This window comes from Janthinobacterium sp. TPC_1, assembly GCF_056037845.1.
In genome coordinates this window covers 5,834,981-5,859,379 of the sequence record NZ_CP195157.1, presented here as the reverse complement: position 1 = coordinate 5,859,379, position 24,399 = coordinate 5,834,981, and the positions used below count along the sequence as shown (strand labels likewise).

The window sequence follows — 24,399 nt, the reverse complement described above, 5'->3', positions numbered from 1 at the left end:
GATCAGTTTGCTGTTGCCCATCCTGCTGGTCTCCAGCCTGGGCCATATGTCGGCGAAGCGCATCGGCCTGTGGATGGCGGGCGCGGCCGTCGTGCTGGCCGTGCTGGCCTGGCACGACGTGGCGCGCGGCGCCGAACACGTCATCTGGGGCAACTACAAGCCGGGCGCGCCGCTGCGCGTCATTTCCGCCCAGCTGTTCGGCTTTTGCGTCGTGGGATTCTATATCGCCCATGCGCTGGTGCTGGCCAGCGCCCAGGATGGCCGGCGCATCGCCCACTACCCCACGTATTTTGAAATCGCCTGGAAGCTGGGCATTCAATTGCTGTTCTCCCTGCTGTTCGTGCTGGGCCTGTGGCTGGTGCTGTGGCTCGGCGGGCAACTGTTCCTGCTCATTAAACTGAGTTTCCTGAAAAAACTGCTGGGCCAGGCCTGGTTCGTGATTCCCGTCATCTGCTTCGCGTTTTCCTTTGCCATCCACATCACCGACGTGCGCCCGTCCATCGTGCGCGGCATCCGCACCCTGCTGCTGGTGCTGCTGTCGTGGCTGATGCCGATCGCCGCCGTGCTCGTGTCCGGTTTCCTGCTGACCTTGCCCTTCATCGGCTTCGAGCGCCTGTGGGCCACGCGCCATGCGGCGTCCGTGCTGCTGGGCATGGCCGGCGTGCTGGTGGTGCTGATCAATGCCGCTTTCCAGAATGGCGAAGTGGGCCATGGCGTGGCGCGCGGCATCCGCCTGGGCACGCGCCTGGCCTGCCTGCTACTGCCGTGGGTGGTGGGCATCGCCATCTATGCGCTGACCCTGCGCGTGATGTCGCATGGCTGGACGTCCGACCGCCTGATCGCCGCCGCCTGCCTGCTGATCGCCACCTGCTACGCCGCCGGCTATGCCTGGGCGGCTAGCAAGTATGGCGACTGGCTGCACCTGATCGCCAACGTCAACGTGGCCACCGCCTTTGTCACCCTGCTGGTGCTGTTCGCCCTGTTCTCGCCGCTGGCCGACCCGGCGCGCATTTCCGTGGCCAGCCAGATGGCGCGCCTGGACAGCGGCAAGGTGGGCGTGGACAAGTTCGATTTCGAATACCTGCGCTTCCAGGGCGCCCGCTATGGCCAGGCGGCCTTGCAGGAGTTGAGCAAACGCACGACGGGCGCCGACGCGGCCATCGTGCGGGCCCGCGCCGAGGCCATGCTCAAGCGCCAGAACCGCCTCGACGAGACGGGCGCGCTGAGCGACGTGTCGATCAACCTGACCCTGCGTCCGGCCACGGCCAGGCTGCCGGAAAGCTTCCTGCGCCAGGACTGGACGCAGGTGGGCCCGGCCTGGCGTTTGCCCGCCTGCTTGAAGCGGGCAGGGCCGCAGTGCGACGCCTACCTGCTCGATTTCGATGGCGATGGCAAGCAGGACGTGTTACTGATCAGCAATGACCCGCGCGCCTCGTCGGTGTTGCTGGCGGAAAAGGACGATGGCAACTGGACTGCGCGCGGGCAAATCCCCACGGATGCCCTGCGCTGCAAGCCCCTGCGCGAGAAGCTGCAGGCGGGCGAGTTCCAGCTGGTGCCGCCGAAGGTGCGTGAGCTGGAAGTCGACGGCCAGCGCGTGCCGATGACTTTGTATACGCAGGAGGACGAGGTCAGCTGCCCGGATGAGACGGCGCCGGGCCCGTAAATGGCGGGGGAGGGACTTGGCGCGCCGGAGCAAACGCGTGCCTTCGGTGGCGGCAATGACTCCGTGCGCCGAGCTGTTCCGGCCGTCCACGCCAGCCATCGCCATGGCCTCCCATTGCAGTTCGTTGTCCCGTGGCAACTAACTGCTCGGGTAGCGCATTTCCAGCGCCACGCCGCCAAGCTTGAAAACCAGGTTGGCTAAATTCCAGCCGTTGTATTTGTTGGCCGCGCGTGGAAAGTAGGTTTCGTTGTCGAGTATCAGGTGATAGTGGCCAGGAATCAGCTTGAAGTCCATGGCGAACAAGCCCGAGCGCGCCACATCGACGAAGTTATTGAAGGAATGATGGACCCGCTGTATATCGACAGCGTGATCAAAATCAATTTCCGAATTGTAAATTGCCCTGTCTGTGCCGTCGGGAAACCGCACCAGCAAGCGGTGAAAGACCGAGTAATGATGCCTGTCCGCGCCCAGATGCATATCCGCCCGGGGGCCGACCTGCAATCGGGTGAGCACTTGCGCATGCATCCTGACGTCGATTTCCTGGCCTGTGTAGCTGAACAGATGCTGCATTACCAGACTGTGCTCCTGTGCGTCTGCCTTGTAGGCATTCTGGACCTGAAAATACGTCTCAGTAACCTCGCCCTCGCCATTGGTCAGCGGGTGTCTGCCGGGCGTGTGCGCTTCGTTAAAATACGTGACATGCGGATTGCCTGTAGGGAATGGCGTGTACTTGCGGCTTTGCGGGACGCTGGCAGGAACGCCGCGACACAGCGGGCTGCCGTTAAAGATGCCTACAGCCAGCACCGGCTCGTCGGCACCAAACACCGGGTACAGCGCCGGCGTGGCGCTACGGAACCTGCTATCGATCGATACGTCAATTGCGGGCACAGTCGCCGGGAAGTGCCATCTGTAGCGCGCGACCGTCACGCGCGTCGCCGCTACATCGCTCAGCACGGCCCTGTCATCGGAGGCGATCAGATCCAGGCAACCGAACGGCGCCTGACGCTGCTGCCCGGCCTGGGCCGGTGCGTAGCCATGCACCTCCATGGGCGGGACTTTGCCATCGCGCAAATCAGAAGGACGGAACAGGGAACGGGCATAAATGCCCTGGATCGCCGCTTGCGGAGACGCCGCCAGCGGCCCTGTCGACTTTCTGCCCACCAGATTCAATGCGGCGCACAGCAAGTCGGTACGCAGCAGTATCTCGTCCACATGCACAGGAAACTCGCGTGCGCTCATGCCCATGTCCCTCATGCCGGCGCGCATGATGGGATCGAGCGACAGGAAAACCAAATCCTCAACTGCGGCGGTATAAGCCTCAGTTTGCTCGCGCATCAACAATCCGAAGTTTTGCTGCAGATATTGCTCGATGCGCTTGGCAGCGAATGGGTCGGTACTGAGTGCCAGGCAATGCACGCACAACCCCTTCAGCTGGACAGAGACGGCCTGGAGGAAATATCCCTCGAGCACCAGATACGCCGCTTCGCGGCTGATCTTCTTGTTGCGTACCTGCTGCGCCAGCTCCTTGGCCCAATGATCGAGCAATGAATCCTGCCCAAATGCCGCTTTCGCCAAGACCCGGCGGATGGTATCGATGCAATCCGGCATATCGGCTACGTACGACGCGAACTCATGGGCCGCTTCCGTCAGATATTCCGGCGTCATGCCTGGAAAGTGCGGCATATTTTCCGTCAGTAGCCGCAAAGAGATGGCGCCGCCGGTGGCATCGGCCTTCAGCAGGCTGGCGTCGGCGTAGCCATAGGCGACATCGATGCGTCCCATGGCCGCCAGCAAGGTTTCCACCTTCAGGCTCTTTTCCATGAAATTGTGCAACTCGTCCAGTTTCAACAGAATTTCCGAGGTCATGGACGTGACCCGGTCCAGCGAGCGTTGGACTTCCGTCAGCTTGTCACTGATTACGTCCAGCTTGCCAGCCAGGTCCGGGCCGCCCATGCCGACCGCTCCCAGGAATTCCTGGAACAGCATGCCAGCGGCCGCCCCGACGATCCCGCTGGCGGCATTCTTGCCGACCCACTTGGTCAAACTGCCCGCCGCTGCCCAGGACAAGGAGTTCAGTTGCAAACTCGGCGCGCCCAGCATCGCTGCCGCGGCATCGGGATCCCGCTGTGTATTGCTGTGCATACCGTCATCCTTGTCATATTGATCAGAATGACAACTGTATCTGAAAGATGGCGTTGCCAGAAATTATTTGTGCGGCGCGCACCAACAGGCACCAGCTCTTCAGCCATGCCACGGCGTCACGCCATCCAGCGCGCTTTTGGCGACGTTTGCACAATTTGTTGATATTCTAGAGGAACGATTTTTTCGTCAGCGTGTCAATTTGGTATGCCGTCCCCGCTGCTGGGGGCGTGCGCACCGGTTGTCCATTCCACCTTCACCCAGGAAGCAAGGAAGCGCCATGAATAAACAGATCATCCTCAACCTGCCCGTGAAGGACCTGGAGAGACATCCAGGGCCTTCTTTTCCGCTCTCGGCTTTAGCTTCGATACCCGCTTCAGCGGCGAGAACGCGGCGTTCATGAACATCGTCGACGGCAGCATCCAGGCCATGCTGACGACCGAAGCCTTCTTCCAGTCCCTGATCGGCAAGCCGGTGGCAAATGCGAAGGAAGCCAACGAAGTGGTCATTTGCCTCAGTTGCGAAAGCCGGGAAGAGGTGGACAGCCTGATCGCCAGGGCCGCGGCCGCCGGCGGCCGCATCCCGCATCCGCCCGAGGACCATGGCTTCATGTATGACCAGGGCTTCGAGGATATCGATGGCCACCTGTGGAACCTGGTCTGGACGGCGCCGGAAGCCTGAGGCGCCGGGCAGGGGCAACTGGCCGTATCAGTTCTTCGTGCGCACCTGGCGCACGTGGTTTTCCAGTTCGCTGAACGACGGGCGTTCCGTGGCGGAAATGACCTTGCGGCCGAATTCCACGGCCAGCGCCGGCGCGTAGCCGTTCAGGCTGGCCAATAAGGTCACTTTCACGCACTGGTACATCTTTGCCGTTTCATGGTGCTTGCGGCGCAGCAAGCTGGCCAGCGGCGCGATGAAGCCATACGCCAGCAAAATGCCGATGAAGGTGCCCACCAGCGCCTGCGCGATCAGCACGCCCAGCTCGGCCGGCGGCAAGCCGACGGAGGCCATCGTGTGCACGACGCCCATCACGGCGGCCACGATGCCGAAGGCGGGCATGGCGTCGGCCAGCTGCGAAATCGTCTGGATCGGCATTTCCGCATCCTCATGGTGCGTCTCGATCTCGTTATCCATCAGGTTTTCGATCTGGTAGGCATCCATATTGCCCGACACCATCAGGCGCAGATAATCGGTGATGAATTCCAGGATGTGCTCGTCGCCGAGCGTGTACGGGTATTTCACGAAGATGGGACTGCGGTACGGGTCGTCGATATCGTCCTCGACCGACATCAGGCCTTCCTTGCGGATCTTGCTGAGGATTTCATACATCAGCCCCATCAGCTCCATGTAGCGCGCCTTCGTGTACTGCGAACCGTGGAACAGGGTGGGAATGGCGGCGAACGTGGCGCGGATGGCCTTGGCGTCATTGCCGACAAAGAAGGTGCCCAGCGCGGCGCCGCCGATCATCAGCAATTCCAGCGGCTGGAACAGGGCGCCCAGATGCCCACCCTGCATGGCGAAGCCGCCAAAGACGGAAAACAGCACGACGAGAAATCCGAGTATGACTAGCAAAACTTACTCCTTCATAATATTGCCATATCGCAATATTGTAGTGTAACCCGATTCTGCCGCCGTGGCCGCTTTCGGCTGCAGCTGCTGGCCGAGAAAATTGATAAAAGCGCGCACTTTGGCGGGCAGCTGGTGGCGGCTCGGATAGTAGGCGTACAGGTCGGCCGGCGCCAGCGTGTAGTCGGGCAGCACCACGCGCAGGCGGCCGCTGTCGAGGTAGCGGGCCAGGTCCCATTCCGAGCGCAGCAGGATGCCGTGGCCGTCCAGCGCCCAGCCCAGCACCACGTCGCCATCGTTGCTGGCCACCGTGCCGCGCACCTTCACCGTATGGGTGGCGCGGCCCTTACTCATGCGCCAGATGCCGTAGGCGTCGTCGTTTTGCCGGTGCACGATGCAGCGGTGCCGGGCCAGCTCGTCGGGCGTTTGCGGCGTGCCGTGCGCCTGCAGGTAGGCGGGCGAGGCGCACAGGAAGCGCCGGTTCGACATGATCTTGCGCGCCGACAGGCGCGTGTCGGGCAAGTCGCCGAAGCGGATGCCCAGGTCGTACGCCTGCTCGACCAGGTTGATGGGGCTGTCCGTCAGCTGCAGCTGCACTTCCAGCTGCGGGTGGCGCAGCGCGAATTGCGACAGCAGGGGCGCGATCACCGTGCGCCCGAAACCCAGGGTGGCGTTGACACGCAGCAACCCGCGCGGCTCCGCGCCGCCGCTGGCCAGCGATTCTTCCATGGCGCGGATGTCGTCGAGGATTTGCCGCGCCTGCTGCAGATAGCTTTCGCCATCGCCCGTCAGGCTGATGCGGCGCGTACTGCGGTTCAGCAGGCGCACGCCCAGGCGCTGCTCCATCAGCATCAAGCGCTTGCTGACGGCGGGCGGCGTGATGCCCAGCTCGCGCGCCGTGGCCGACAGGCTGCCCAGCTTGGCCAGCAGCACAAAGAAGGCCATTTCCGTGGTGGCGTCGCTTTTCATTATTAACTTCAAGTGAAGAATGGTTTAAATTACAGTCAATTATACGACTGCGTATCGCGGGTAAGCTGGCGTCACCATTCAAGCACAGGAGAGCCAAATGAAAATCGTCGAAATCCGCGAAAAGACCATCCCCATCTCTTCCCCCATCCGCAACGCCTACATCGATTTCACGAAGATGACCCTGAGCCTGGTGGCCGTCGTCACGGACGTGATGCGCGACGGCAAGCCCGTCGTCGGCTACGGTTTCAATTCGAATGGCCGCTACGGCCAGGGCATGCTGATGCGCGAGCGCTTCATCCCCCGCATCCTCGACGCCGATCCCGCCTCGCTCGTGACGGACGACGGCGGCAACCTCGATCCGCACAAGGTGTGGGATTGCATGTACACCAATGAAAAGCCGGGCGGCCACGGCGAGCGCTCGGTGGCCATCGGCATCATCGACATGGCCATCTGGGACGCCGTGGCGAAGATCGAGAACAAGCCTTTGTTCCAGCTGCTGGCCGAACGCCACGGCACGGGCGTGCCCGACAAACAGGTGTTTGTGTATGCGGCGGGCGGCTATTACTATCCGGGCCAGAGCTTGAGTGCCCTGCAGGACGAGATGCGCAGCTATGTCGACCGCGGCTACACGGTGGTCAAGAAGAAGATCGGCGGCGCTTCGCTGGACGAGGACTTGCGCCGCATCGACGCCATCATGGGAGTGCTGCAGGATGGACAGAAGCTGTGCGTGGACGCGAATGGCCGTTTCGACCTCGATACGTCGATCGCCTACGCCAAGGCGCTGCGCCAGTACGACTTTGTTCTGGTACGAAGAGGCGGGCGATCCGCTCGATTTCGAGCTGCAAGCGACCTTGCGCAGCTATTACGACAAGCCCATGGCGACGGGCGAGAATTTGTTTTCCATGCAGGATGCGCGCAACCTGATCCGCTACGGCGGCATGCGCGCCGACCGCGACTGGCTGCAGTTCGACTGCGCCCTCAGCTACGGCCTGGTGGAGTATTTGCGCACCCTGGATATGCTGCACCAGCACGGCTGGTCGCGCAGCCGCTGCATCCCGCACGGCGGTCACCAGATGTCCCTGAATATCGCGGCGGGCCTGGGCCTGGGCGGCAATGAATCGTACCCGGATTTATTTCAGCCGTTCGGCGGCTTTCCCGATGGCGTCAGGGTGGAAAACGGCCACATCACCATGCCGGACCTGGTCGGCATCGGCTTCGAGGGCAAGGCGAACCTGTATGCGGAAATGCGGGCGCTGAGCGGCCAGTGAGCCTTATTCGCTGCGCTGCCAGAAGCGCACCGGTTGCCGAACGGGTCCGCCACTTCCAGGATGCGGCCCCAGTCCTCGTCGCGGATGCCGGGCCGCGCATACGGATAATCCCTGGCCTGCAGTTCCGCGTGCAGGGCGGCCACGTTGTTGACGGGGATCAACAGCGCCGACCCCGGCGTGGCGTCGCCGTAGTGCTCGGACAGGTGCAGCACGAGCTCGCCCCGCGTCACCTGCAGGTACACCGGCGCCGCAGGCTCGAAGCGATGTTCCCAGTCCAGGGTAAAACCGAGGAAACCGAGGTAGAACTCGCGCGCCTTTTCTTCCGAGAAGATGCGCAGGATGGGGATGGCAGGGGACAGGTGCATGGCGGCGCTTTCGACAGGTGGGTATGCCGCCATTCTAGCCTCAGGCCGGCGCCAGCCGCTTCATGCGCGCGGCGGGACTGGTTTTCTCCCAGCGGAACAGCCACATGATGATCAGCTTGGTGGTGGCGCTGACGCTGGCGAGCAGCAGCAATGGCCAGCCTGTTTTCAGCAGCCCATGACGCAGGCGAAGAAGATGGTGCTGACATCCATCGCCAGGATGAACTGGCTCATCTTTAACGACACGGCGCCCGTCCTGCCCGAGCGCCAGATCAGGCGGATCTGGTGCGCATAGCCCTGCGCCAGCAGCACGGTGACGGCGACGATCAGGCTTTGCGAGATCACGCGCTTTTCATCGGTGAACGTGGGGCCGAAGGCCAGCCCCGCCACGCCCGCGCCCAGCAGCAGCGCGCAGGCCAGCAGCGCATTGCGCGAGATCAAGCTGCGGCGGTCGCGGTCGATTTCAAACAGGATGGCCAGCGCGATCAGGGACGCGATCAGGCGGGGCCAGACGATGTAGTGGTTGAACGGCGTGATCGAATAGCCGTAGACGAAGAACGCGCAATACGCGAGGAAGCTGACGGTGAACTGGTTGATCGACAAAATGTCCGTCGTCTGGCCCGCGCCGATGCCGGCATCGCGCTTGCGCCGCCAGATCTTTTGCAGTTGACCATAAACCAAGCAGGCTGACGACGATGAAGAGGGAGTTGAGGCTGCCGGCGATGGCGTAGAGGGAAGGGGGCTGCAAGCTATCTCCTGGAATGGCCAAAGCATCGCTGCCGTGACAGTCCGCCTTGTCTATACATTTTATTTTCACAACATGCTCTCATGAAATAAATTGGCAAGCAAGCAATGATTTTGCGGCCGGGCCTGTTGCAGCACTACTTGCCCGGACGCACCTCTTCCTGCGCTTGCCCTTATAATCACGGCATGACTTTCTTATCACTGCGTGCCCGCTCCGTGCTGGCCACCGTCGGCAAAATGGCCGTTTCCCTGATTCTCCTGTTGACTGCCGTGTGGGGCGCGCTGGCGCTGTGGTATCAGCTGTCCGGCGGCACGGCGGCGCAAGCCATCGGCGCGCTGCTGTGGGGCGCGCTGGGCGTGGCCAGCATCGCGCTGTGGTGGATGCGCGGCGATGCGCGCGCGCTGCTGCCGTATGCGGCCGTTTCATCCTGCTGCTTGTGTGGTGGAGCCTGATCGCGCCGAAGCAGCAGCGCGTGTGGGCCGACGACGTGGCGCGCAATGTCACGGGCACGCTCAAGGGCAATCTCGTCACCTTGGACAATGTGCGCAATTTCGACTGGCGCAGCGATGACGACTACACGGTCAAGTGGGAGCAGCGCAGCTACGACCTCGACGAGCTGCGCACGGTGGACGCGGCGCTGTCGTACTGGACGGGACCCTACATCGCGCACACCCTGATCTCGTTCGGCTTCGCCGACGGGCGCTTTTTGACGTTTTCCATCGAGATCCGCAAGGAAAAGGGCGAGAGCTTTTCCGCCATCGGCGGCTTCTTCAAGCATTTCGAGATGAGCCTGATCGCCGCCGACGAGCGCGACATCCTGCGCGTGCGCACGAATGCGCGCGGCGAGGACATGCATCTGTACCGCGTGATGATGCCGAAAGCGGCCATGCGCTCGCTGTTCCTCGCCTACCTGGACGAGGCGCAGGCGCTGAAGGCCCAGCCGCAGTTCTACAATACCCTGACGGCCAATTGCACCACCATCGTCTTCGAGATGGTGCGCCGCATCGTGCCGGGCCTGCCGCTCGACTACCGGCTGCTGGCCTCGGGCTACCTGGACCGCTATCTGTTCGATGTCAAGGGCCTGGTGCCCGGCCTGAGCTTCCAGCAGCTGCGCGATGGCGGCCATATCACGGCGCGCGCGCGGGCCGCCAACGACGATGCGGACTTTTCGCATGCGATCCGGCGCGGCATGCCGGGCTATGATGAAACGGGTCATCCGACGCTGCAAATGCCCAGGCAGTAAGCGCCTGCTTTATACTGTCGCTATTCCGACCGGCCGCCTTTCGCGGCCGGTCCCACTTTCCGAATAAAGAAGGCCCGCTATGCCATTTTCCTCCCTGGGTCTGATTCCCGCCCTGGTCCGCGCCGTCGACAAGGCCGGCTATGCCGCGCCGACGGCCATCCAGGCGGCCGCCATTCCCGCCATCCTGCGCGGCAGCGACGTGCTGGGCGCGGCCCAGACGGGTTCCGGCAAGACGGCCGCCTACGCGCTGCCGCTGCTGCAGGCGCTGATGGCGCCCGCTTCCGGCCCGCGCCAGGTGCGCGCGCTGATCCTCGTGCCCACGCGCGAGCTGGCGGCGCAGGTGGGGCAGACGGTGCACGCGCTGGCCAAGCCGCTGCCCGTCAAACTGAAGATTTCCGTGCTGTTCGGCGGCGTGTCGATCAATCCGCAGATGATGGACTTGCGCGGCGGCGCCGATATCGTCGTCGCCACGCCGGGCCGTTTGCTGGACCTGGTGCGGCAAAATGCCGTGAAGCTGGGCGGCGTCGTGTGCGTGCTCGATGAAGCGGACCGTCTGCTGGACATGGGTTTTAGCGAAGAAATCAACGCCATCCTGGCACTGCTGCCCAAACAACGGCAAAACCTGTTCTTTTCCGCCACCTTCCCCGACAGCGTGCAGGCGCTGGCCGACAGCCTGCTCACGGATCCCGTGCGCATCGAGGTGGCGTCCGAACCGCAGGACAAGCCCGACATCGTGCAGCGCGCCATCACGGTCGACGTGCCGCGCCGCACGCAGCTGCTGCGCTACCTGATCCTGCAGCAGCAGTGGGAACGCGTGCTGGTGTTCGTCGCCACCAAGTACGCGGCCGAACACGTGGCCGACAAGCTGCAGCGCGCGGGCCTGCACGTGGGCGCCTTTCATGGCGAATTCAGCCAGGGCACGCGCAGCCAGCTGCTGGCCGACTTCAAGGCTTGCCGTTTGCAGGTGCTGGTGGCCACCGACGTGGCTGCGCGTGGCATCGATATCGCCGGCTTGCCCGCCGTCGTCAACTACGACTTGCCCCGCTCGGCCGTCGACTACACGCACCGCATCGGGCGCACGGGCCGCGCGGGCGAAAGCGGCACGGCCATCAGTTTCGTCACGGCCGATACGGAAGCGCATTTCCGCCTGATCGAAAACCGCAACGACTTGCGCATCGTGCGCGAAGTGGTGGCCGGTTTCGAACCGACGGAATTGCCCACGCCCGTCAACCCCGTCACGGATACGGTGAACGGCGGCGTGAAGGGCGCGCGCAAGAGCAAGAAGGACAAATTGCGCGAAGCTGCGGCCAAGGCGGCCGCAGGCAATTAAATTCGCCTTATGTGCGCTGGCCGCTTGAACGGCCACGTTTCCCGGACTAAGATTGTGTTTCTATAAAGCAAGGGGACGGGAATGCACATGACATGCATCAAACGCGCGGTCGCTGTGGCTGGCGCGCTGGCGCTGGCCGGCTGCGCCGGCATGGGCGGCAACGGTGGCAAGGCCGGCATGCAGATGCCGGGCAAGATCCCGGCCGATACGGCCGTGGCCGCCACCTGGTACAACCCGCCCAGCGAATTTCCCGGCATTTGCCTGACTCAGTTCAAGGATGGCAGCCTGCGTTTCGACGGCGGCTTCGCCTTCTATAACCCGGGCCGCTGGACGTATGACGCGGCCACGTCCGAATTGCGCCTGGCATTGGCGCCGACGCCCTCGCTGGAGCTGTCCCACGCGCAAATCGTGCAGCACCAGAATCTGCTGCGCATCGAGGCGGACAGGAATACGCTGGTCTATGGCGTGAAAGCCGACACCAGGGCCATCGGCCTGGGCGGCTTTGTGTTTTACCGCGACACGCCTTGTCCGCCCCGGCGCGGATAAGTGCCGGACAAGTGTCATAACGGAATATTTAGTCGTATAATTTCAACGCAAGCTGGCTGCCGCGCAAGACTCGCAAGACGCACTTGCGTGGCGGATTTCCCCTCCAGGCAAGCTCCGATATCGCCGTGGCGATGAGAGGATGGTCCGATGGATTTGCACGACGAGCATGGTATGCCCGGGACTGCGGTGCCGGCGGCGGACGCCGTGCAGCAGCCTGCGGCGCAGCGGCGCACCTTGCTGCTGGTCGATGACGAGCCGAATATCCTCGCTTCCCTCAAGCGCCTGCTGCGGCGCGATGCCTACCATATCCTCACGGCTGGCAGCGGCCAGGAAGGGCTGGACGTGCTGGCCAGCCATGCGGTCGACGTGATCGTGTCGGACCAGCGCATGCCCGGCATGCTGGGCGCCGACTTCCTGCGCAAGGCCAAGCTGCTGTGTCCGCAAACCATACGCATCATGCTGTCGGGCTATACCGAACTGCAGGCCGTCACGGACGCCGTCAACGAGGGCGCCATCTTCAAGTTCCTCACCAAGCCCTGGGAAGACCATCAATTGCGCGAGCATATTGCCGAAGCGTTCCGCCTGAAGGGCATCGACGACGACAATGTGCGCCTGAATGCGCAGCTGCGCGACGCCAACCAGGCCCTGGCGGCCGCCAATGCCGCCATGCAGGCGCTGGTGCGCCAGCAGCAGCACCAGATCAGCCGCGACGAGGTCAGCCTGGGCATCGCGCGCGAATTGCTGCAATTTCTGCCTTTGCCCGTGATCGGGCTCGATGAGGACGGCATGATCGCCTTTATCAACGCGGCGGCGGCCAACCTGTTCGAGCGGGGCGCGGCCTTGCTGGGCAACGAGGCGGCGATCGTCTTGCCGCAGCTGTTCGACGGGCAGGGCGCGCCGCGCCTGGCCGCCATCGATGGCCAGCCGTATGCCGTGGCCATCCATCCCATGGGCCTGCATTCGCGTTCGCGCGGCAGCCTGGTCACCCTGAGTCGTCATGGAGCGGATACATGAATGAAAGCGTGAGTGAAAGCGGACGCGAGATTTCCATGGAGCAGGCGCAGGAAGGCATGGTGCTGGCGCAGGCTCTGAACGACGCCAGCGGCGCCGTGCTGCTGGCCCAGGGCGCCACCCTGACGGCGGCGAACCTGACGGCCTTGCGCCGGCGCAATGTGGAGCGCTGCCACGTCGTCATGGACGAGGCGCCTGACCCCGCCGCGCAGGCGCAGGCCGAGCAGGAGCGGGCGCACCGCCTGGAACGGCTGGCCGTGCTGTTCCGCGCCACGCCGCCCGATTCCGCGGGGGCGCAACTGCTGGGGCTGCTGCAGCGCTACCGGCAAGGGGGCGCGGCATGACACGGCTCAGTTTTGAACACATCATCCGCCAGATACAGGAACTGCCGTCGCTGCCGGTGGTCGTGCTGGAGTTGCTGTCGAGTATGGACCAGGATGACACGGACGTGCATGTGCTGGCGCAAAAGATCGAGCTGGACCAGGCTTTGGCGGCGAAGACCCTGCGCATCGCCAATTCCTCGTTCTACGGCATGCAATCGAAGGTCACCAGCATTCCGCAAGCCGTTTCCGTGCTGGGCTTTCACAGCATCCGCACCGTCGTCACGGCCTGCGCCCTGACGGGCAGCTTCGCGCCCGTGAGCGGCGGCTTCGATTTCCAGGCGTTCTGGCGCCATTCGCTGGCCACGGCCGTCGCCGCGCGCCTGCTGGCGCCGCACTTGCGCGTCAATCCCGAGACGGCGTTCACGGCCGGCCTGCTGCACGACCTGGGCACCCTGGTGCTGGTGACGCGCTTCCCGGCCGAGCACGCGCTCGTGCGCAGCCACCGCCAGGCGCATGACTGCCAGATGGCCGAGGCCGAACTGGCCGTCATCGGTATTGACCATGCGCAAGTGGGCAGCGCCCTGGCCGCTTACTGGAAGTTTCCCGAGGCGATACAGCAGGCGGTGGCCGACCACCACGCCATCGAGCGGCTGGAAGCGGGCGGCTTGCCGCTGGCCGTGCACATGGCCAATGCCGTCGCCCTGGCGCTCGACCTGGCCGGCGTCGACGATGCGTTGGTGCCGCCCCTGTCGCCCGCGGGCTGGCGCAGCATTGCCCTCGACGAGCAAGCCTGGCTGGCGCTGCTGGCGCAAACGGAACACACCTTCGATGAAATGTCGCGGATCATGCTGGCATGAACAGGACAGAGGCCATGGAAACAGACGCAGGGCAAGCGCTGCCCGCCACGCCGGAACGCCGCCAGGGCGACACCATCGCGCTGTCGGCATTTTTCGACGGCCATCCCGTGGCCCCTTCGCCATCGATACGAACCACGTGGTGACGCACTGGAACAGCGCCTGCGAGCAGTTGCTGGGCTTTACGGCCGCCGAGATGGTCGGCACGCGCGAGCACTGGAAGGCGTTTTATCCGCAGCCGCGCGCCTGCCTGGCCGACCTGCTGGTGGCCGACGATATCGCGCTCGGTGAAAATGACCTTTATCTTGGCAAGCTGAAGCGCTCCCCCGTGATCCCCGGCGCTTACGAAGCCGAGGATTTCTTTGCCGATATCGGCCCCGACGGCCACTGGCTGCACTTCACGGCGGCGCCCCTGCGCGACCGCCAGGGACGCCTGGTGGGCGCCATCGAAACCCTGCGCGACGTGAGCGAGCGGCGCCTGGCGGAACTGGCGCTGCGCAAGGCGCACGACAACCTGGAACACCTGGTGGCCAAGCGCACGGCCCAGCTGGCCGAAATGAACGAGCGCCTGGCCGACGACATCCGCCAGCGCCAGATCGCCGATCTCGAATTGCGCGAACGCAATCTTGCCCTGACGGAATTGAACAGCAAGCTGTCGCTGGCCCAGCAAAAGCTGCTGCAGTCGGAAAAGCTGGCGTCGATCGGCCAGCTGGCCGCCGGCGTGGCGCACGAAATCAACAACCCCATCGGTTATGTGTTTTCCAATGTCGGCACCCTGGAAGGCTATCTGGACGACCTGTTCAGCATGCTCGACGCCTACGAGGAAGCCGAACCGGCCGTCGCCGACCCCGTGGTGGCGGCGCGCCTGCGCGCGCTGCGCGAACAGATCGACCTCGATTTCCTGCGCACCGACATTCCCATGCTGATGGGCGAGTCGAAGGAGGGCATTTCGCGCGTGCGCCGCATCGTGCAGGACTTGAAGGATTTTTCGCGCACGGATGCGCACCAGGAGTGGGTCTGGGCCGATTTGCGCCAGGGCATCGATACGACGCTCAACATCGTGAACAACGAGGTCAAGTACAAGGCCGACGTGGTGCGCGAATATGGCGACATTCCCGACATCGAATGCCAGCCTTCCGAGCTGAACCAGGTGATCATGAACCTCGTCGTCAACGCGGCCCACGCCATGGGCGAGGCGCGCGGGCGCATCACCCTGCGCACGGGCAGCGACAACGCCACGGAAGTGTGGATCGAGGTCGAGGACACGGGCGGCGGCATCGCGCCCGAACACCTGTCGCGCATCTTCGATCCCTTCTTTACCACCAAGGCCGTCGGCAAGGGCACGGGGCTGGGCTTGTCGCTGGCCTACACGACGGTGCAAAAACACCACGGCCGCATCGACGTGCGCAGCATCATCGGCCGCGGCACCACCTTCCGCATCACCTTGCCCGTGCGCCAGGCGCAGGCCGTTGCACCATGACCGAACAGGACAGCATGAGCATGAACACCAGTACCAGCGTCAGCGCCGCGGCCGCGCCGCCCACCATCCTGTGCGTCGACGACGAACCGAATATCCTGTCGTCGCTGCGGCGCTTGTTCCGCCCGCACGGCTACCGCGTGCTGACGGCCGACGGCGGCGCGGCCGGCCTGGCCCTGCTCGAGAGCGAGACGGTGGACCTGGTCATTTCCGACATGCGCATGCCGCACATGGATGGCGCACAGTTCCTGGCCCAGGTGCGCCAGCGCTGGCCCGGCACCATCCGCCTGCTGCTGACCGGCTATGCCGACATCCAGTCCATCCTCGACGCCATCAACCAGGGCGAGATTTACCGCTACGTGACCAAGCCCTGGGACGAGAACGATATCGTGCTGGTGGTGCGCCACGCGCTGGAACGGCGCGCGCTGGAACAGGAAAAGCTGCGCCTGGAAGCGCTGACGGCCAGCCAGAACGTGGAGCTGCAGGCGCTCAACGCCAGCCTGGAAGCGAAGGTGGCCACGCGCACGCAGCAGCTGAGGCAGTCGCACGACGAGGTGCAGGCGGCCAACGAGCGGCTGAAGGCCACGTTCGTGACGACCATCAAGGTATTTTCCAACCTGATCGAGATGCGCGGCGGCAAGCTGGCCGGCCATGCGCGGCGGGTGGCCGAGCTGGCGCGCAAGCTGGCGCAGGCGCTGGGCCTGGAAGGGCAGGAGGCGCGCGACGTGTTCATCGCGGCCCTGCTCAAGGATATCGGCAAGCTCAGCCTGAGCGACGACGTGCTGGAATTGCCGGCCAGCGCCTGGACGGGCGAGCAGCTGGCCGCCTTCCGCAAGCATCCGCTGCGCGCCGAACAGCTGCTGATGGCGCTCGACGAGCTGCGCGCCGTCTCCGTGATCCTGCGCTCGCAGCTCGAGCGCTTCGATGGCGGCGGTTTTCCCGATGGCCTGGTGGGCCTGGCCATTCCCATGGGCGCGCGCATCCTGGCGCTGGCGTCCGACTATGACGGCTTGCAGATCGGCGCTATGGTGCAGCGCAGCCTGCGCGCCGAGGAAGCCCGCACGCTGATCTACGACAGTGTCGGCAAGCGCTACGACCCGGCCGTGGTGGCCGCTTTCCGCAGCATCATGGAAGACGGAGCCGCCGGCGCGCGACCTGACCGTGCTGTCGGGCCAGCTGGAGCCGGGCATGACGCTGTCGCGCGACCTGATCAGCCGCGACGGCCTGATGCTGCTGGCGGCCGAACACGTGCTGACGGCCCGCGTGATCGCCCAGTTGCTCGATTTCGAGGGCAAGAATGGCGGGCGCCTGAGCATCCGCGTGTACGCGCCCGTGAAGGAAGCCTAGGCGTTCGCGGCGGCGGGCGGCTGCAGCGGCAGGTGCACGGTAAAGCGCGTGCCCTGGCCCACTTCCGAGGCCACCTCGATGCGGCCGCCGTGCTTGTTGACGATGCCGTACGACAGCGACAGGCCCAGGCCCGTGCCGCTGCCCACGGCCTTGGTGGTGAAGAAGGGTTCGAAGATGCGGTTCAGGTGCTCGGGGGCGATGCCGGCGCCCGTGTCGCCGATTTCCACCCACACCCAGTCGCCCGCGTGGCCCGTGCGGATGCTGATCACGCCGTCGCCGCTGATGGCCTGGCCCGCATTGACGAGCAGGTTCATGAAGACCTGGTTCAGCTGCGACGCCAGGCACAGTATCGGCGGCAGTTCGCCATAGTGTTTTTCGATGCGCGCCTTGTATTTCAATTCGTTGGCGACGATATTCAGGGTGCTGTCCAGGCCCGCGTGCAGGCTGGCCACTTGCCAGTCCGTCTCGCCCACGTGCGAAAAATCCTTCAGCGCCTGCACGATGTCGCGCACGCGCTTCAAGCCATCCATCGATTCGCGCACCAGGTCCACCATGTCGTCCTGCAGGAAGGCCAGGTCGGCCTGCGCGCGCACCTCGGCCACGCGGGCGGCCAGGGCCGGGCCGTCGGGCGTCTCGCGCATCGCCGCTTCATATTGTCCGATCACGTCGAACAGGGTGCCGACATAGCCTTGCAGCGAACTCATGTTCGAATTGACGAAGCCGATCGGGTTGTTGATTTCGTGCGCGATGCCGGCTGCCAGCTGGCCGATGGAGGCCATTTTTTCCGATTGCAGCAGCTGGTCATGCGCTTCCTGCAACTTGCTGATCAGTAGTTGCTGCTCCTCGCCGCGCGCCTGCAGCATCGCTTCCATGCGCTTGCGTTCGGTAATATCCGTCAGCGAGCCGATCACCTCGAACGGCACGCCATGCTCGTCGCGCACCAGGCGCAGGCTGTCGTGCATCCACAGGTAGCTGCCGTCGCGCACGCGGAAACGGTATTCATAGGCGCGCGCGCCTTCGACGAAGATCTGCGCCAGGCTGGAAAAGATGCCGGGCGCATCGTCGGGGTGGATGTGGTCGAACCAGAAGTTGGGGTCGGCGACCATGTCTTCGGGCTGGTAGCCCAGCACGTTCAGGGCGTTGTTGCTGACAAAGGTCATCTTGAAGTCGCCGCTGGGCACGGTGCAATAGATGATGGAAGGTGTATTGTCGAGCAGGTATTGCAGGCGCACGGCCGTGGCCGCCGGCTCTTCGTCGCCAGGCGCCGCCCCGCCATGCCGGCCGGTATCGGGAGTGGAAAGGTCGAAATCCTCGAACTGCATCGTCACACCTCGCTGCCTGTACGGCATAGCTGTCATCCTGGCTGAATTATGCCTGATTCTGCCTGCCGTGGGCCGCCATCGGCGTTCAGGGGGCCGGCGGCTGTTCGGCGATGGCCATGCGCCGCGCGATGCGCTGCGCCGTTTGCGTGTCGCCCGCCTGTTCGGCGCGCAGGCGCTGCACGCCCAGCCAGGCCAGCAGCGGGCGGCGCCAGCCCTGGTCCGAGGCGGTGGCGACGGCCGTGTCGAGCAATTCCGGCGTGGCGCGGCCCGAGCGCAGCAGCACGCCGGCCGCCACCAGCTGCGACAGCGGGTCCTTGATGGCCGCCACGGCGCTGGCGGCGGCCGTATCGGATGCGGCACCGGCTGCCGCCCGCTGCGCCTCGGGCAGCAGGGCGACGTCGGCCGCCTGCGCCTTGCCGGCCAGCCAGGCCGCATACGCGCGGTCGGCGTCGTTCGCGTCCGCTTGCAGGGCGTCGAAGCCCCCGCAATCCTCGAAGGCCAGGCTGGCCACGCGCGTGGCGCAGCGCAGCAGCTCGATGCGCGCCACCAGTTCGAGCTTGCCCGTGCCCGCCACCTGGCTGCGGGCGCGGCGGAATTCCGTCTGTTCGACGAGGGCGTTGCCGCCCAGGTAGGCGGCCTGGAAGCGCTCGACGGAACTTTGCGCATTCATCTTCCAGTCGGGCACGGGCGGGCCGCTGGAGCAGGCGCCGAGCGCCGTCACGAGCAGGGCAGGCAAGAGGAACTTGATATTTATCATGGCAGTTTGATCTCCGGATTGCGCTTGAACGGCCATTTGCGGTTGATTTCATTGACCAGCTGCTCGACCTTGCGCAGATTGCTTTCCACGTCCGCGCGCAGCGGGCCCAGGTCGGCCGTCGCGGCCCTGGCATTGGCGCCCACGGCTTGCGCCTCGACCAGCACGGCGTCGACTTTTTTCAGGCTGGCGCGCGTGTCGGCCAGCAAGGCGTTCAGCTGCACGATAGTGGCCTGCGCATCCGTCATGACGCCCTTGTCGCCGAACACGCGCGTATCGGCGTTGGCCACCAGGCCATCCGTGCGGCGCGCCAGCTGGTCCGCAGTCAGCAGCAGGGCGTTGGCCCGCTCGACCAGCAGGCGCGACTGCTTGTCGTCGCCCGTCAGCAAGCCCATGGCGCCGCCCGGGCCGCTCAGCTTGCCCGTCACGGCCTGCACGTTGCGCAAGGTGCCGTCGAGGGCGGAATCGCTGCCCGTCAGGCTGGCCACGTTGTTGAGCAAATCCTTGGCGGCGGCCAGCAGGCGGGGGATTTCCGCCGCCATGTCGCCCACCAGCAAGTCGCGCGTGGCGTCGTCGGGCAGCGGCGGGTCCGTCAGGATGCCGCTGTAGGCGCGCAGCTTGGCGCCGCCCACGATGCCCCGCTCGAGGGTGAAGATGGAGCTGCTGCGCAGCCAGTGCGCATCCTTGCGCGGCACGTCGACGATAACGCGGGCCTTGCCGTCCGGCGCCAGTTCGATGCGCTGCACGCGGCCGATGGGAAAGCCGGAAAAGGTCAGGTCGGCACCCACGCCCACGCCGTCCGAATCGTCGGTCGTCAGCACCAGGGTTTGCGTTGCCTCAAAGGCGCCGCGCGCATACATCAGGTAGACGACGGAGCCGACTACGAGCACGAACATGAAGACGAGCAGGATGGCCGCCTTCAGTTCGGCGTGGCGCACGGGCGGCGGGGCGGGCAGCACGGCGTCTGGCGTGGCACCGGCGGGTGCCGTGACGTCGACCTGGTCGGGATTGGGGGGCTGGCTCTGGCTCATGGATTCTGGCTCTCGTATGGGTGGTTCGGGGATCGCTGGCGGTGGCGGGCGGGGCATCAGTAGTAATTGCCCATCAGCGAAGCCACTTCGATCAGCAGGATGACGGAAAACAGGCGCAGCATTTCGGACAGGCCGTGCGCGGCCCACAGGCGGTTGCGCCGGCGTGCGTGCGGCTCTTCCGGATAATACGAGGACGCCAGCGGGATCAGGGCCACGGCAAAGCTGAAGAAGATCACCTTGAGCATCAGGATCAGGGCCACGGCCGGATTGAAGATTTGCCCCACCACCCGCGTGTAGCCTTGCAGCGCCCACGGCGTGAAACCGTAGATCGTCAGGTAGGCGAGGATCAGCGAGGTGACGCAGCTGACGATGGCCAGCATCCACACGGCGAAGATGCCGGACATGACGCGTGGAAAGTATTCGCGGCGCAGCAGGTCGACGCCCTGGCGCTGCATGGTGTCGAGCATGCCGGACGAGCGCATTTGCGCAAACGCAATGCCGTCGGGCAGGGTCAGGCGCAGCGCGACGAACAGGGCGGCCGTCAGCGGTATCAGTTCCAGCACCAGCACGCGCACCACCATTTCCAGCGCATAGCGCGACAGGCCGTAGCTTTGCGCGCTGACGACGACGATGCGGATGAGCACCAGGCTGACGAGCGCGCAGGCGACGCTGAACCACACGAGATTGGGCGCCGTGTTCGTTACCAGGCGGTGCGCGAGGATGGGGCGGTTGTCGCGGTTATAGCTCGACGGCGACAGGGCCAGCGAAAACACGAGAATGGCGAAATGCAGCATGCGCCACCAGCTGACCAGCCAGGCCATGGTGGCCCGGTGCAGGCGGCGCAGGCTGATGATGAGGGAGACGGATAGGGTCATCATGGCATCTTAACATCAGCCCGCCCGCCGGGCACGTCAGGCGTGCGCGCCTATTCGAACAGGGCGAAGCCGGCCATGACGACCATCAGCACGGCGATGTATTGCATCGGGATCCAGAACAGGGTGTGGCGCTTGCGCAGGATCACTCTTTCCTGCGTGGCCGGGTCGATCAGTTCGCGGCCTGGCGCGCTGTTCAGGCGCACGCCCGCATACCAGCTGGCGGCCGCTGCCAGCAGGAAGGCCAGCGCCAGGGGCCAGGCGTGGCTCTTCGTGTATGCCTCGCCCAGGGTGGCGCCAAACAGCGCCTGTGCGGCCATGACAACGATCAAACAGATGAGGGGGGCGAGTATGCCGAAGCCTTGCCAGATAAGCATAAAAATTCTCCAGGGGGATTGAGGGATCCCGCGGCGGGTGGCGGCGGCTGCGCGCGGCGGGGGTGCGGATTTTATCAGACTTATCAAAAAGAAAGTTTCTTCTCGGCACTATTGTGCGCCGCTGTCAGGCGGCGCTGGCGGTGCCCACGCTGGCGATGATGGCGTCGGCCGCCGCGCGCACGCGGGCCGAGCGGTTCAGGTCCGCGTGCATGACCAGCCACACGTCGTAGCTTTCCGCCCGTTCGGGCCAGATGCGCACCAGCTGCGGGTCGATGTCGCCCAGGTGGGTGGCCAGCTCGGCCACGCCCAGCCCCGCGCGCGTGGCTTCCTGCAGCATCGCCGCCGAATTGACTTCCATGGCGACCCGGGCGTTGGCGACGGGTTCGCCGGCGATTTTCTCCGCATGGCGCGGCGTCACGGAATGGTGGTAGATGACGATGTCGTGGCCGGCCAGCGCCGTGCCGCGCACGGGTTCGCCCCGTTCGGCCAGATAGGTTTTCGATGCATACAGGCCCAGGCTGCGCTTGACCAGGTGGCGCGAGATCAGGTCCGGGTCGGTGGGGCGCACGCCGCGCACGGCCAGGTCCGCTTCGCGCCGCGTCAGGCTGGCCAGCGCGGGCGCCACGTTGAGCACGATGCGGATGTCCGGGTGGGCCGCGTGCAGCCGCTGCATGGCGCGGATGACGAAATGGCTGGCCATGGTGTCGGTCGTGGCCACGCGCACCAGGCCGCTTAAACGGTTGTCGACGCCCTGCATCTCGCGCTGCAGCTTGTCGGCCGCCCGCTCCATCGCTTCGGCCGCCGTGAGCGCCAGTTCGCCGGCCGGCGTGGGCACGTAGCCCGACGGCGTGCGCAGGAACAGGGTGGCGCCCAGCGACGCTTCCAGCGCGGCCAGGCGGCGCCCGCACGTGGCCTGGTCGATGATGCACAGCAGGGCGGCCGCGCCGCGCAGGGTGCCGGCCCGGCCGATGGCCAGAAAGATGCGCGCGTTATCCCAATCCAAGCTGCTTCTCCTGTTTTATATGGTGATGCATTTTTGCATCAGTGTGCCGAGTTTATGCCTGTTTACCGCATCGCGCAACGCTCGCATAATGGCTGCCCCCTGTTACTGCAAGGAGTACCATGACTGCCCCCACACCGCACCGCGCCAGCGGCTTGATCCTGCTGACCCTGGCCTTCGGCTTCGTCATGGCCATGCTCGACGTCACGGCCGTCAACGTGGCGCTGTCCGATATCGCGCTGGACTTGAATATTCCGCTGACGGGCCTGGTCTGGGTGGTCGATGGCTACACCTTGACGTTTGCCGCGCTGCTGCTGGCCGGCGGCGCGCTGGCCGACCGCTACGGGCCGAAAGCCGTGTACCAGGGCGGCCTCGGCGTCTTCATCCTCGGCTCGGTGCTGTGCGGCGCCGCGCCCGACGGGCATTTTTTGACGGCGGCGCGCCTGCTGCAGGGCGCGGGCGCGGCCCTGTTCATGCCCAGCTCGCTCAGCCTGCTCACGCACAGCTTTGAAGACGAGCGCGAGCGCACGCGCATGCTCGGCGCCTGGTCGGCGCTGGTGGGCGTGGCCGGTGCATCCGGCCCCCTGATCGGCGGCATCCTAGTGCACCAGTTCGGCTGGCGCAGCGTCTTCTGGGTCAACGTGCCGCTGGGCGTGCTGGCCATCGTCATGGCGCAGCTGCTGCTGGTGGCGCCGGCGCGCCAGCCGCGCGATCTGTCTCTGTTCAGCCATGCGCTCGGCGTGGCGGCGCTGGCGGGCCTCAGTTTCGTGCTGATCGAAGGCCCCGTGCTGGGCTGGCTGTCGCCGGGCGTGCTGGCGGCGGGCGCATTGACGGTGCTGTCGGCCTGGCAATTGCTGCGGCGCGAGCGCAGCGGCAGCCATCCGCTGTTGCCGCGTGAACTGTTTCACAGCAGCAGCTTTGGCGCGGCCAATGGCGTGGGGTTTCTGATCAATTTCTGCGTGTTCGGGCAATTGTTCTTATTGAGCCTGTTTTTGCAGCAGTCGGGCGGCGCCGATGCCCTGCAGTCGGGCTTGCGCCTGTTGCCCATGATGGCGGCCTATACGGTGGGGAACTTTATGGCGGGAAGTATTGCGGCGCGTCATGGCACGCGCCTGCCCATGCTGCTAGGCTTGCTGGTGGGTGCCGTCATGGCCTTGCTGCTGATGGGCTTGCGTCCGGGCACGCCATATGGCTGGCTGGCGCTGGGCACGGCCGTCATGAATGTGGCCATCGGCATCGCCATTCCCGCCATGACGGCCACCGTGATGCGGGTGGCCGGCAAGCGGCATGCGAACAGCGCGGCGGCGGCCTTGAATGCCAACCGCCAGATCGGCGCGCTGGTGGGCGTGGCGCTGATCGGCAGCATCCTGCACATGGTGCCGGACTGGTCGCTGCGCCTGCCGCTGGCTTACGCGACGATCGCCGCCGCGTATGGCCTGGCGGCGGGCCTCGTCTACCGGCACGTGCATCTGCCGAAGGCGGTAGCTGCCGCTTGACGGATTATTGCGCGTGCTTGCTGCGCCACTCCACCAGTTCTTCGATGGTGAGAATCGGCATGCCGTGCAGTTCGGCGAAGCGCTCGATATCGTCGCCGCGCATCATGGTGCCGTCCGGGTTCATCAGTTCGCACAGCACGGCGGCCGGGTTCAGGCCCGCCATGCGCGACAGGTCGACGGAGCCTTCCGTGTGGCCACGGCGCTCGAGCACGCCGCCGGGCGCGGCTCGCAGGGGGAAGACGTGGCCGGGGCGCACCAGGTCGGCGGGCTTGGCATTTGGCGCGATGGCGGCGCGGATGGTGGTGACGCGGTCGGCGGCCGACACGCCCGTCGTGACGCCGTCGCGCGCCTCGATGGAGACGGTAAACGGCGTGCCGTAGCGGCTGCCGTTGTCGGACGACATGGGCGGCAATTCCAGCTTGCTGACGACGTCCGTGGGCAGGCACAGGCAGACGATGCCGCTGCATTCGCGGATCAGCAGGGCCATGGTTTCGTTCGTGAGTTTCTCGGCAGACAGGATCAGGTCGGCTTCGTTTTCACGGTCGAAATCGTCGAGCAGGATGACGGGGATGCCGGCGCGCATGGCGGCCAGGGCGGACTGGATGCGGCCTTCCAGGTCGTTGGAAAGCAGGGTATAGCTGTTGACTAACATGGTGAAACGCTCCTCGCATAGGCGAAAAACGCTGCAGGGCAAGCGAATAGAC

The 24,399-nt window shown here is 65.1% G+C and carries 22 protein-coding genes and 5 pseudogenes; 15 read left to right on the top strand and 12 right to left on the bottom strand.

The features are described from left to right. Positions 1 to 16 precede the first annotated feature (16 nt). Positions 17 to 1,663: pseudogene (locus ACQVLG_RS28500) on the top strand (DUF4153 domain-containing protein); the annotation flags it as partial. Positions 1,664 to 1,801: 138 nt separating this feature from the next. Here ACQVLG_RS28500 and ACQVLG_RS28495 read toward each other — a convergent pair. Further along, the gene (locus tag ACQVLG_RS28495) at positions 1,802 to 3,805 is read right to left on the bottom strand and encodes a hypothetical protein (protein WP_474292030.1); all 2,004 of its coding nucleotides are present in this window, start codon (positions 3,803 to 3,805) and stop codon (positions 1,802 to 1,804) included. A 277-nt stretch (positions 3,806 to 4,082) separates the two neighbouring features. On the opposite strand from ACQVLG_RS28495, the pseudogene ACQVLG_RS28490 reads away from it, so the two are divergent. After that, positions 4,083 to 4,483: pseudogene (locus ACQVLG_RS28490) on the top strand (VOC family protein). 27 nt (positions 4,484 to 4,510) lie between these two features. Here the strand turns inward: ACQVLG_RS28490 and motA are convergent. Then, on the bottom strand, positions 4,511 to 5,374 hold the full coding sequence (gene motA / locus ACQVLG_RS28485; protein ID WP_230540519.1) for a flagellar motor stator protein MotA: 864 nt from the start codon (positions 5,372 to 5,374) through the stop codon (positions 4,511 to 4,513). A gap of 3 nt (positions 5,375 to 5,377) precedes the next feature. Further along, positions 5,378 to 6,337 (bottom strand): LysR family transcriptional regulator, encoded by a 960-nt coding sequence (locus tag ACQVLG_RS28480; protein WP_474292029.1) that lies wholly within the window; start codon positions 6,335 to 6,337, stop codon positions 5,378 to 5,380. Positions 6,338 to 6,434: 97 nt separating this feature from the next. On the opposite strand from ACQVLG_RS28480, the pseudogene ACQVLG_RS28475 reads away from it, so the two are divergent. Further along, positions 6,435 to 7,605, top strand: a pseudogene (locus ACQVLG_RS28475) (mandelate racemase/muconate lactonizing enzyme family protein). 29 nt (positions 7,606 to 7,634) lie between these two features. On the opposite strand, the pseudogene ACQVLG_RS28470 reads toward ACQVLG_RS28475, so the two are convergent. Then, positions 7,635 to 7,970, bottom strand: a pseudogene (locus tag ACQVLG_RS28470) (glyoxalase superfamily protein); the annotation flags it as partial. Positions 7,971 to 8,135: 165 nt separating this feature from the next. Next, positions 8,136 to 8,648 (bottom strand): hypothetical protein, encoded by a 513-nt coding sequence (locus tag ACQVLG_RS28465; RefSeq protein ID WP_474292028.1) that lies wholly within the window; start codon positions 8,646 to 8,648, stop codon positions 8,136 to 8,138. 249 nt (positions 8,649 to 8,897) lie between these two features. On the opposite strand from ACQVLG_RS28465, the gene ACQVLG_RS28460 reads away from it, so the two are divergent. The 11 genes and pseudogenes from ACQVLG_RS28460 (at position 8,898) to ACQVLG_RS28410 (ending at position 16,843) form a co-directional block, all read left to right on the top strand. Next, on the top strand, positions 8,898 to 9,164 hold the full coding sequence (locus tag ACQVLG_RS28460) for a hypothetical protein (RefSeq protein ID WP_474292027.1): 267 nt from the start codon (positions 8,898 to 8,900) through the stop codon (positions 9,162 to 9,164). Further along, a complete protein-coding gene (locus ACQVLG_RS28455; RefSeq protein WP_474292026.1) occupies positions 9,149 to 9,955 on the top strand; it encodes an Lnb N-terminal periplasmic domain-containing protein in 807 nt (268 codons plus the stop codon). Before ACQVLG_RS28460 ends, ACQVLG_RS28455 begins: the two co-directional genes overlap by 16 nt. Before the next feature lie 79 nt (positions 9,956 to 10,034). After that, a complete protein-coding gene (locus ACQVLG_RS28450) occupies positions 10,035 to 11,285 on the top strand; it encodes a DEAD/DEAH box helicase (RefSeq protein ID WP_474292025.1) in 1,251 nt (416 codons plus the stop codon). An 87-nt stretch (positions 11,286 to 11,372) separates the two neighbouring features. Beyond that, the gene (locus tag ACQVLG_RS28445) at positions 11,373 to 11,831 is read left to right on the top strand and encodes a hypothetical protein (protein WP_474292024.1); all 459 of its coding nucleotides are present in this window, start codon (positions 11,373 to 11,375) and stop codon (positions 11,829 to 11,831) included. Between the two features lie 147 nt (positions 11,832 to 11,978). Further along, entirely contained in the window at positions 11,979 to 12,845 is an 867-nt protein-coding gene (locus ACQVLG_RS28440) for a response regulator (protein ID WP_474292023.1), read from the top strand. Continuing rightward, complete coding sequence (locus ACQVLG_RS28435; RefSeq protein ID WP_474292022.1) at positions 12,842 to 13,186, top strand: hypothetical protein; 345 nt, start codon at positions 12,842 to 12,844, stop codon at positions 13,184 to 13,186. Before ACQVLG_RS28440 ends, ACQVLG_RS28435 begins: the two co-directional genes overlap by 4 nt. Next, positions 13,183 to 14,022 carry an HDOD domain-containing protein gene (locus ACQVLG_RS28430; protein ID WP_230540536.1) on the top strand — a complete coding sequence of 280 codons (840 nt, stop codon included), beginning with the start codon at positions 13,183 to 13,185 and terminating at the stop codon, positions 14,020 to 14,022. Before ACQVLG_RS28435 ends, ACQVLG_RS28430 begins: the two co-directional genes overlap by 4 nt. Positions 14,023 to 14,036: 14 nt before the next feature. Next, positions 14,037 to 14,165 carry a hypothetical protein gene (locus tag ACQVLG_RS28425; protein WP_474292021.1) on the top strand — a complete coding sequence of 43 codons (129 nt, stop codon included), beginning with the start codon at positions 14,037 to 14,039 and terminating at the stop codon, positions 14,163 to 14,165. Beyond that, complete coding sequence (locus tag ACQVLG_RS28420; RefSeq protein WP_474292020.1) at positions 14,162 to 15,499, top strand: ATP-binding protein; 1,338 nt, start codon at positions 14,162 to 14,164, stop codon at positions 15,497 to 15,499. The genes ACQVLG_RS28425 and ACQVLG_RS28420 overlap by 4 nt, the downstream gene beginning before the upstream one ends. Further along, a pseudogene (gene nosR, locus ACQVLG_RS28415) lies at positions 15,496 to 16,581 on the top strand (response regulator c-di-GMP phosphodiesterase, NosR family); the annotation flags it as partial. The gene ACQVLG_RS28420 and the pseudogene nosR, both read left to right, overlap by 4 nt. 103 nt (positions 16,582 to 16,684) lie before the next feature. Next, on the top strand, positions 16,685 to 16,843 hold the full coding sequence (locus tag ACQVLG_RS28410) for a hypothetical protein (protein ID WP_474292019.1): 159 nt from the start codon (positions 16,685 to 16,687) through the stop codon (positions 16,841 to 16,843). Here ACQVLG_RS28410 and ACQVLG_RS28405 read toward each other — a convergent pair. The 6 genes from ACQVLG_RS28405 to ACQVLG_RS28380 form a co-directional block, all read right to left on the bottom strand. Then, on the bottom strand, positions 16,840 to 18,165 hold the full coding sequence (locus ACQVLG_RS28405) for an ATP-binding protein (RefSeq protein WP_230540739.1): 1,326 nt from the start codon (positions 18,163 to 18,165) through the stop codon (positions 16,840 to 16,842). The two genes, ACQVLG_RS28410 and ACQVLG_RS28405, sit on opposite strands and share 4 nt — an antisense overlap. Positions 18,166 to 18,250: 85 nt before the next feature. After that, positions 18,251 to 18,922 (bottom strand): hypothetical protein, encoded by a 672-nt coding sequence (locus ACQVLG_RS28400; protein WP_474292018.1) that lies wholly within the window; start codon positions 18,920 to 18,922, stop codon positions 18,251 to 18,253. Further along, complete coding sequence (locus ACQVLG_RS28395) at positions 18,919 to 19,950, bottom strand: MlaD family protein (protein ID WP_230540548.1); 1,032 nt, start codon at positions 19,948 to 19,950, stop codon at positions 18,919 to 18,921. Before ACQVLG_RS28395 ends, ACQVLG_RS28400 begins: the two co-directional genes overlap by 4 nt. A 56-nt stretch (positions 19,951 to 20,006) precedes the next feature. Then, complete coding sequence (locus ACQVLG_RS28390) at positions 20,007 to 20,825, bottom strand: MlaE family ABC transporter permease (RefSeq protein WP_474295833.1); 819 nt, start codon at positions 20,823 to 20,825, stop codon at positions 20,007 to 20,009. A gap of 50 nt (positions 20,826 to 20,875) precedes the next feature. Continuing rightward, positions 20,876 to 21,199, bottom strand: a complete 324-nt coding sequence (locus ACQVLG_RS28385; RefSeq protein ID WP_230540550.1) for a hypothetical protein — start codon at positions 21,197 to 21,199, stop codon at positions 20,876 to 20,878. A gap of 124 nt (positions 21,200 to 21,323) precedes the next feature. After that, the gene (locus ACQVLG_RS28380; protein WP_474292017.1) at positions 21,324 to 22,202 is read right to left on the bottom strand and encodes a LysR family transcriptional regulator; all 879 of its coding nucleotides are present in this window, start codon (positions 22,200 to 22,202) and stop codon (positions 21,324 to 21,326) included. 119 nt (positions 22,203 to 22,321) lie between these two features. Between ACQVLG_RS28380 and ACQVLG_RS28375 the strand changes: the two genes are divergently transcribed. Beyond that, positions 22,322 to 23,695, top strand: a complete 1,374-nt coding sequence (locus ACQVLG_RS28375; protein ID WP_474292016.1) for an MFS transporter — start codon at positions 22,322 to 22,324, stop codon at positions 23,693 to 23,695. Between the two features lie 4 nt (positions 23,696 to 23,699). On the opposite strand, the gene ribB is transcribed toward ACQVLG_RS28375, so the two are convergent. Next, the gene (gene ribB / locus ACQVLG_RS28370; protein WP_474292015.1) at positions 23,700 to 24,347 is read right to left on the bottom strand and encodes a 3,4-dihydroxy-2-butanone-4-phosphate synthase; all 648 of its coding nucleotides are present in this window, start codon (positions 24,345 to 24,347) and stop codon (positions 23,700 to 23,702) included. Between the last annotated feature and the right edge of the window lie 52 nt (positions 24,348 to 24,399).

Bases quoted from the DNA above. Each gene is read 5' to 3' on its own strand.
- ACQVLG_RS28495 (WP_474292030.1), bottom strand. From the start codon at position 3,805: ATGCACAGCAATACACAGCGGGATCCCGATGCCGCGGCAGCGATGCTG.
- ACQVLG_RS28480 (WP_474292029.1), bottom strand. From the start codon at position 6,337: ATGAAAAGCGACGCCACCACGGAAATGGCCTTCTTTGTGCTGCTGGCC.
- ACQVLG_RS28460 (WP_474292027.1), top strand. From the start codon at position 8,898: ATGACTTTCTTATCACTGCGTGCCCGCTCCGTGCTGGCCACCGTCGGC.
- ACQVLG_RS28450 (WP_474292025.1), top strand. From the start codon at position 10,035: ATGCCATTTTCCTCCCTGGGTCTGATTCCCGCCCTGGTCCGCGCCGTC.
- ACQVLG_RS28445 (WP_474292024.1), top strand. From the start codon at position 11,373: ATGACATGCATCAAACGCGCGGTCGCTGTGGCTGGCGCGCTGGCGCTG.
- ACQVLG_RS28440 (WP_474292023.1), top strand. From the start codon at position 11,979: ATGGATTTGCACGACGAGCATGGTATGCCCGGGACTGCGGTGCCGGCG.
- ACQVLG_RS28435 (WP_474292022.1), top strand. From the start codon at position 12,842: ATGAATGAAAGCGTGAGTGAAAGCGGACGCGAGATTTCCATGGAGCAG.
- ACQVLG_RS28430 (WP_230540536.1), top strand. From the start codon at position 13,183: ATGACACGGCTCAGTTTTGAACACATCATCCGCCAGATACAGGAACTG.
- ACQVLG_RS28425 (WP_474292021.1), top strand. From the start codon at position 14,037: ATGGAAACAGACGCAGGGCAAGCGCTGCCCGCCACGCCGGAACGCCGC.
- ACQVLG_RS28410 (WP_474292019.1), top strand. From the start codon at position 16,685: ATGACGCTGTCGCGCGACCTGATCAGCCGCGACGGCCTGATGCTGCTG.
- ACQVLG_RS28405 (WP_230540739.1), bottom strand. From the start codon at position 18,165: ATGCAGTTCGAGGATTTCGACCTTTCCACTCCCGATACCGGCCGGCAT.
- ACQVLG_RS28400 (WP_474292018.1), bottom strand. From the start codon at position 18,922: ATGATAAATATCAAGTTCCTCTTGCCTGCCCTGCTCGTGACGGCGCTC.
- ACQVLG_RS28395 (WP_230540548.1), bottom strand. From the start codon at position 19,950: ATGAGCCAGAGCCAGCCCCCCAATCCCGACCAGGTCGACGTCACGGCA.
- ACQVLG_RS28390 (WP_474295833.1), bottom strand. From the start codon at position 20,825: ATGACCCTATCCGTCTCCCTCATCATCAGCCTGCGCCGCCTGCACCGG.
- ACQVLG_RS28385 (WP_230540550.1), bottom strand. From the start codon at position 21,199: ATGCTTATCTGGCAAGGCTTCGGCATACTCGCCCCCCTCATCTGTTTG.
- ACQVLG_RS28375 (WP_474292016.1), top strand. From the start codon at position 22,322: ATGACTGCCCCCACACCGCACCGCGCCAGCGGCTTGATCCTGCTGACC.
- ribB (WP_474292015.1), bottom strand. From the start codon at position 24,347: ATGTTAGTCAACAGCTATACCCTGCTTTCCAACGACCTGGAAGGCCGC.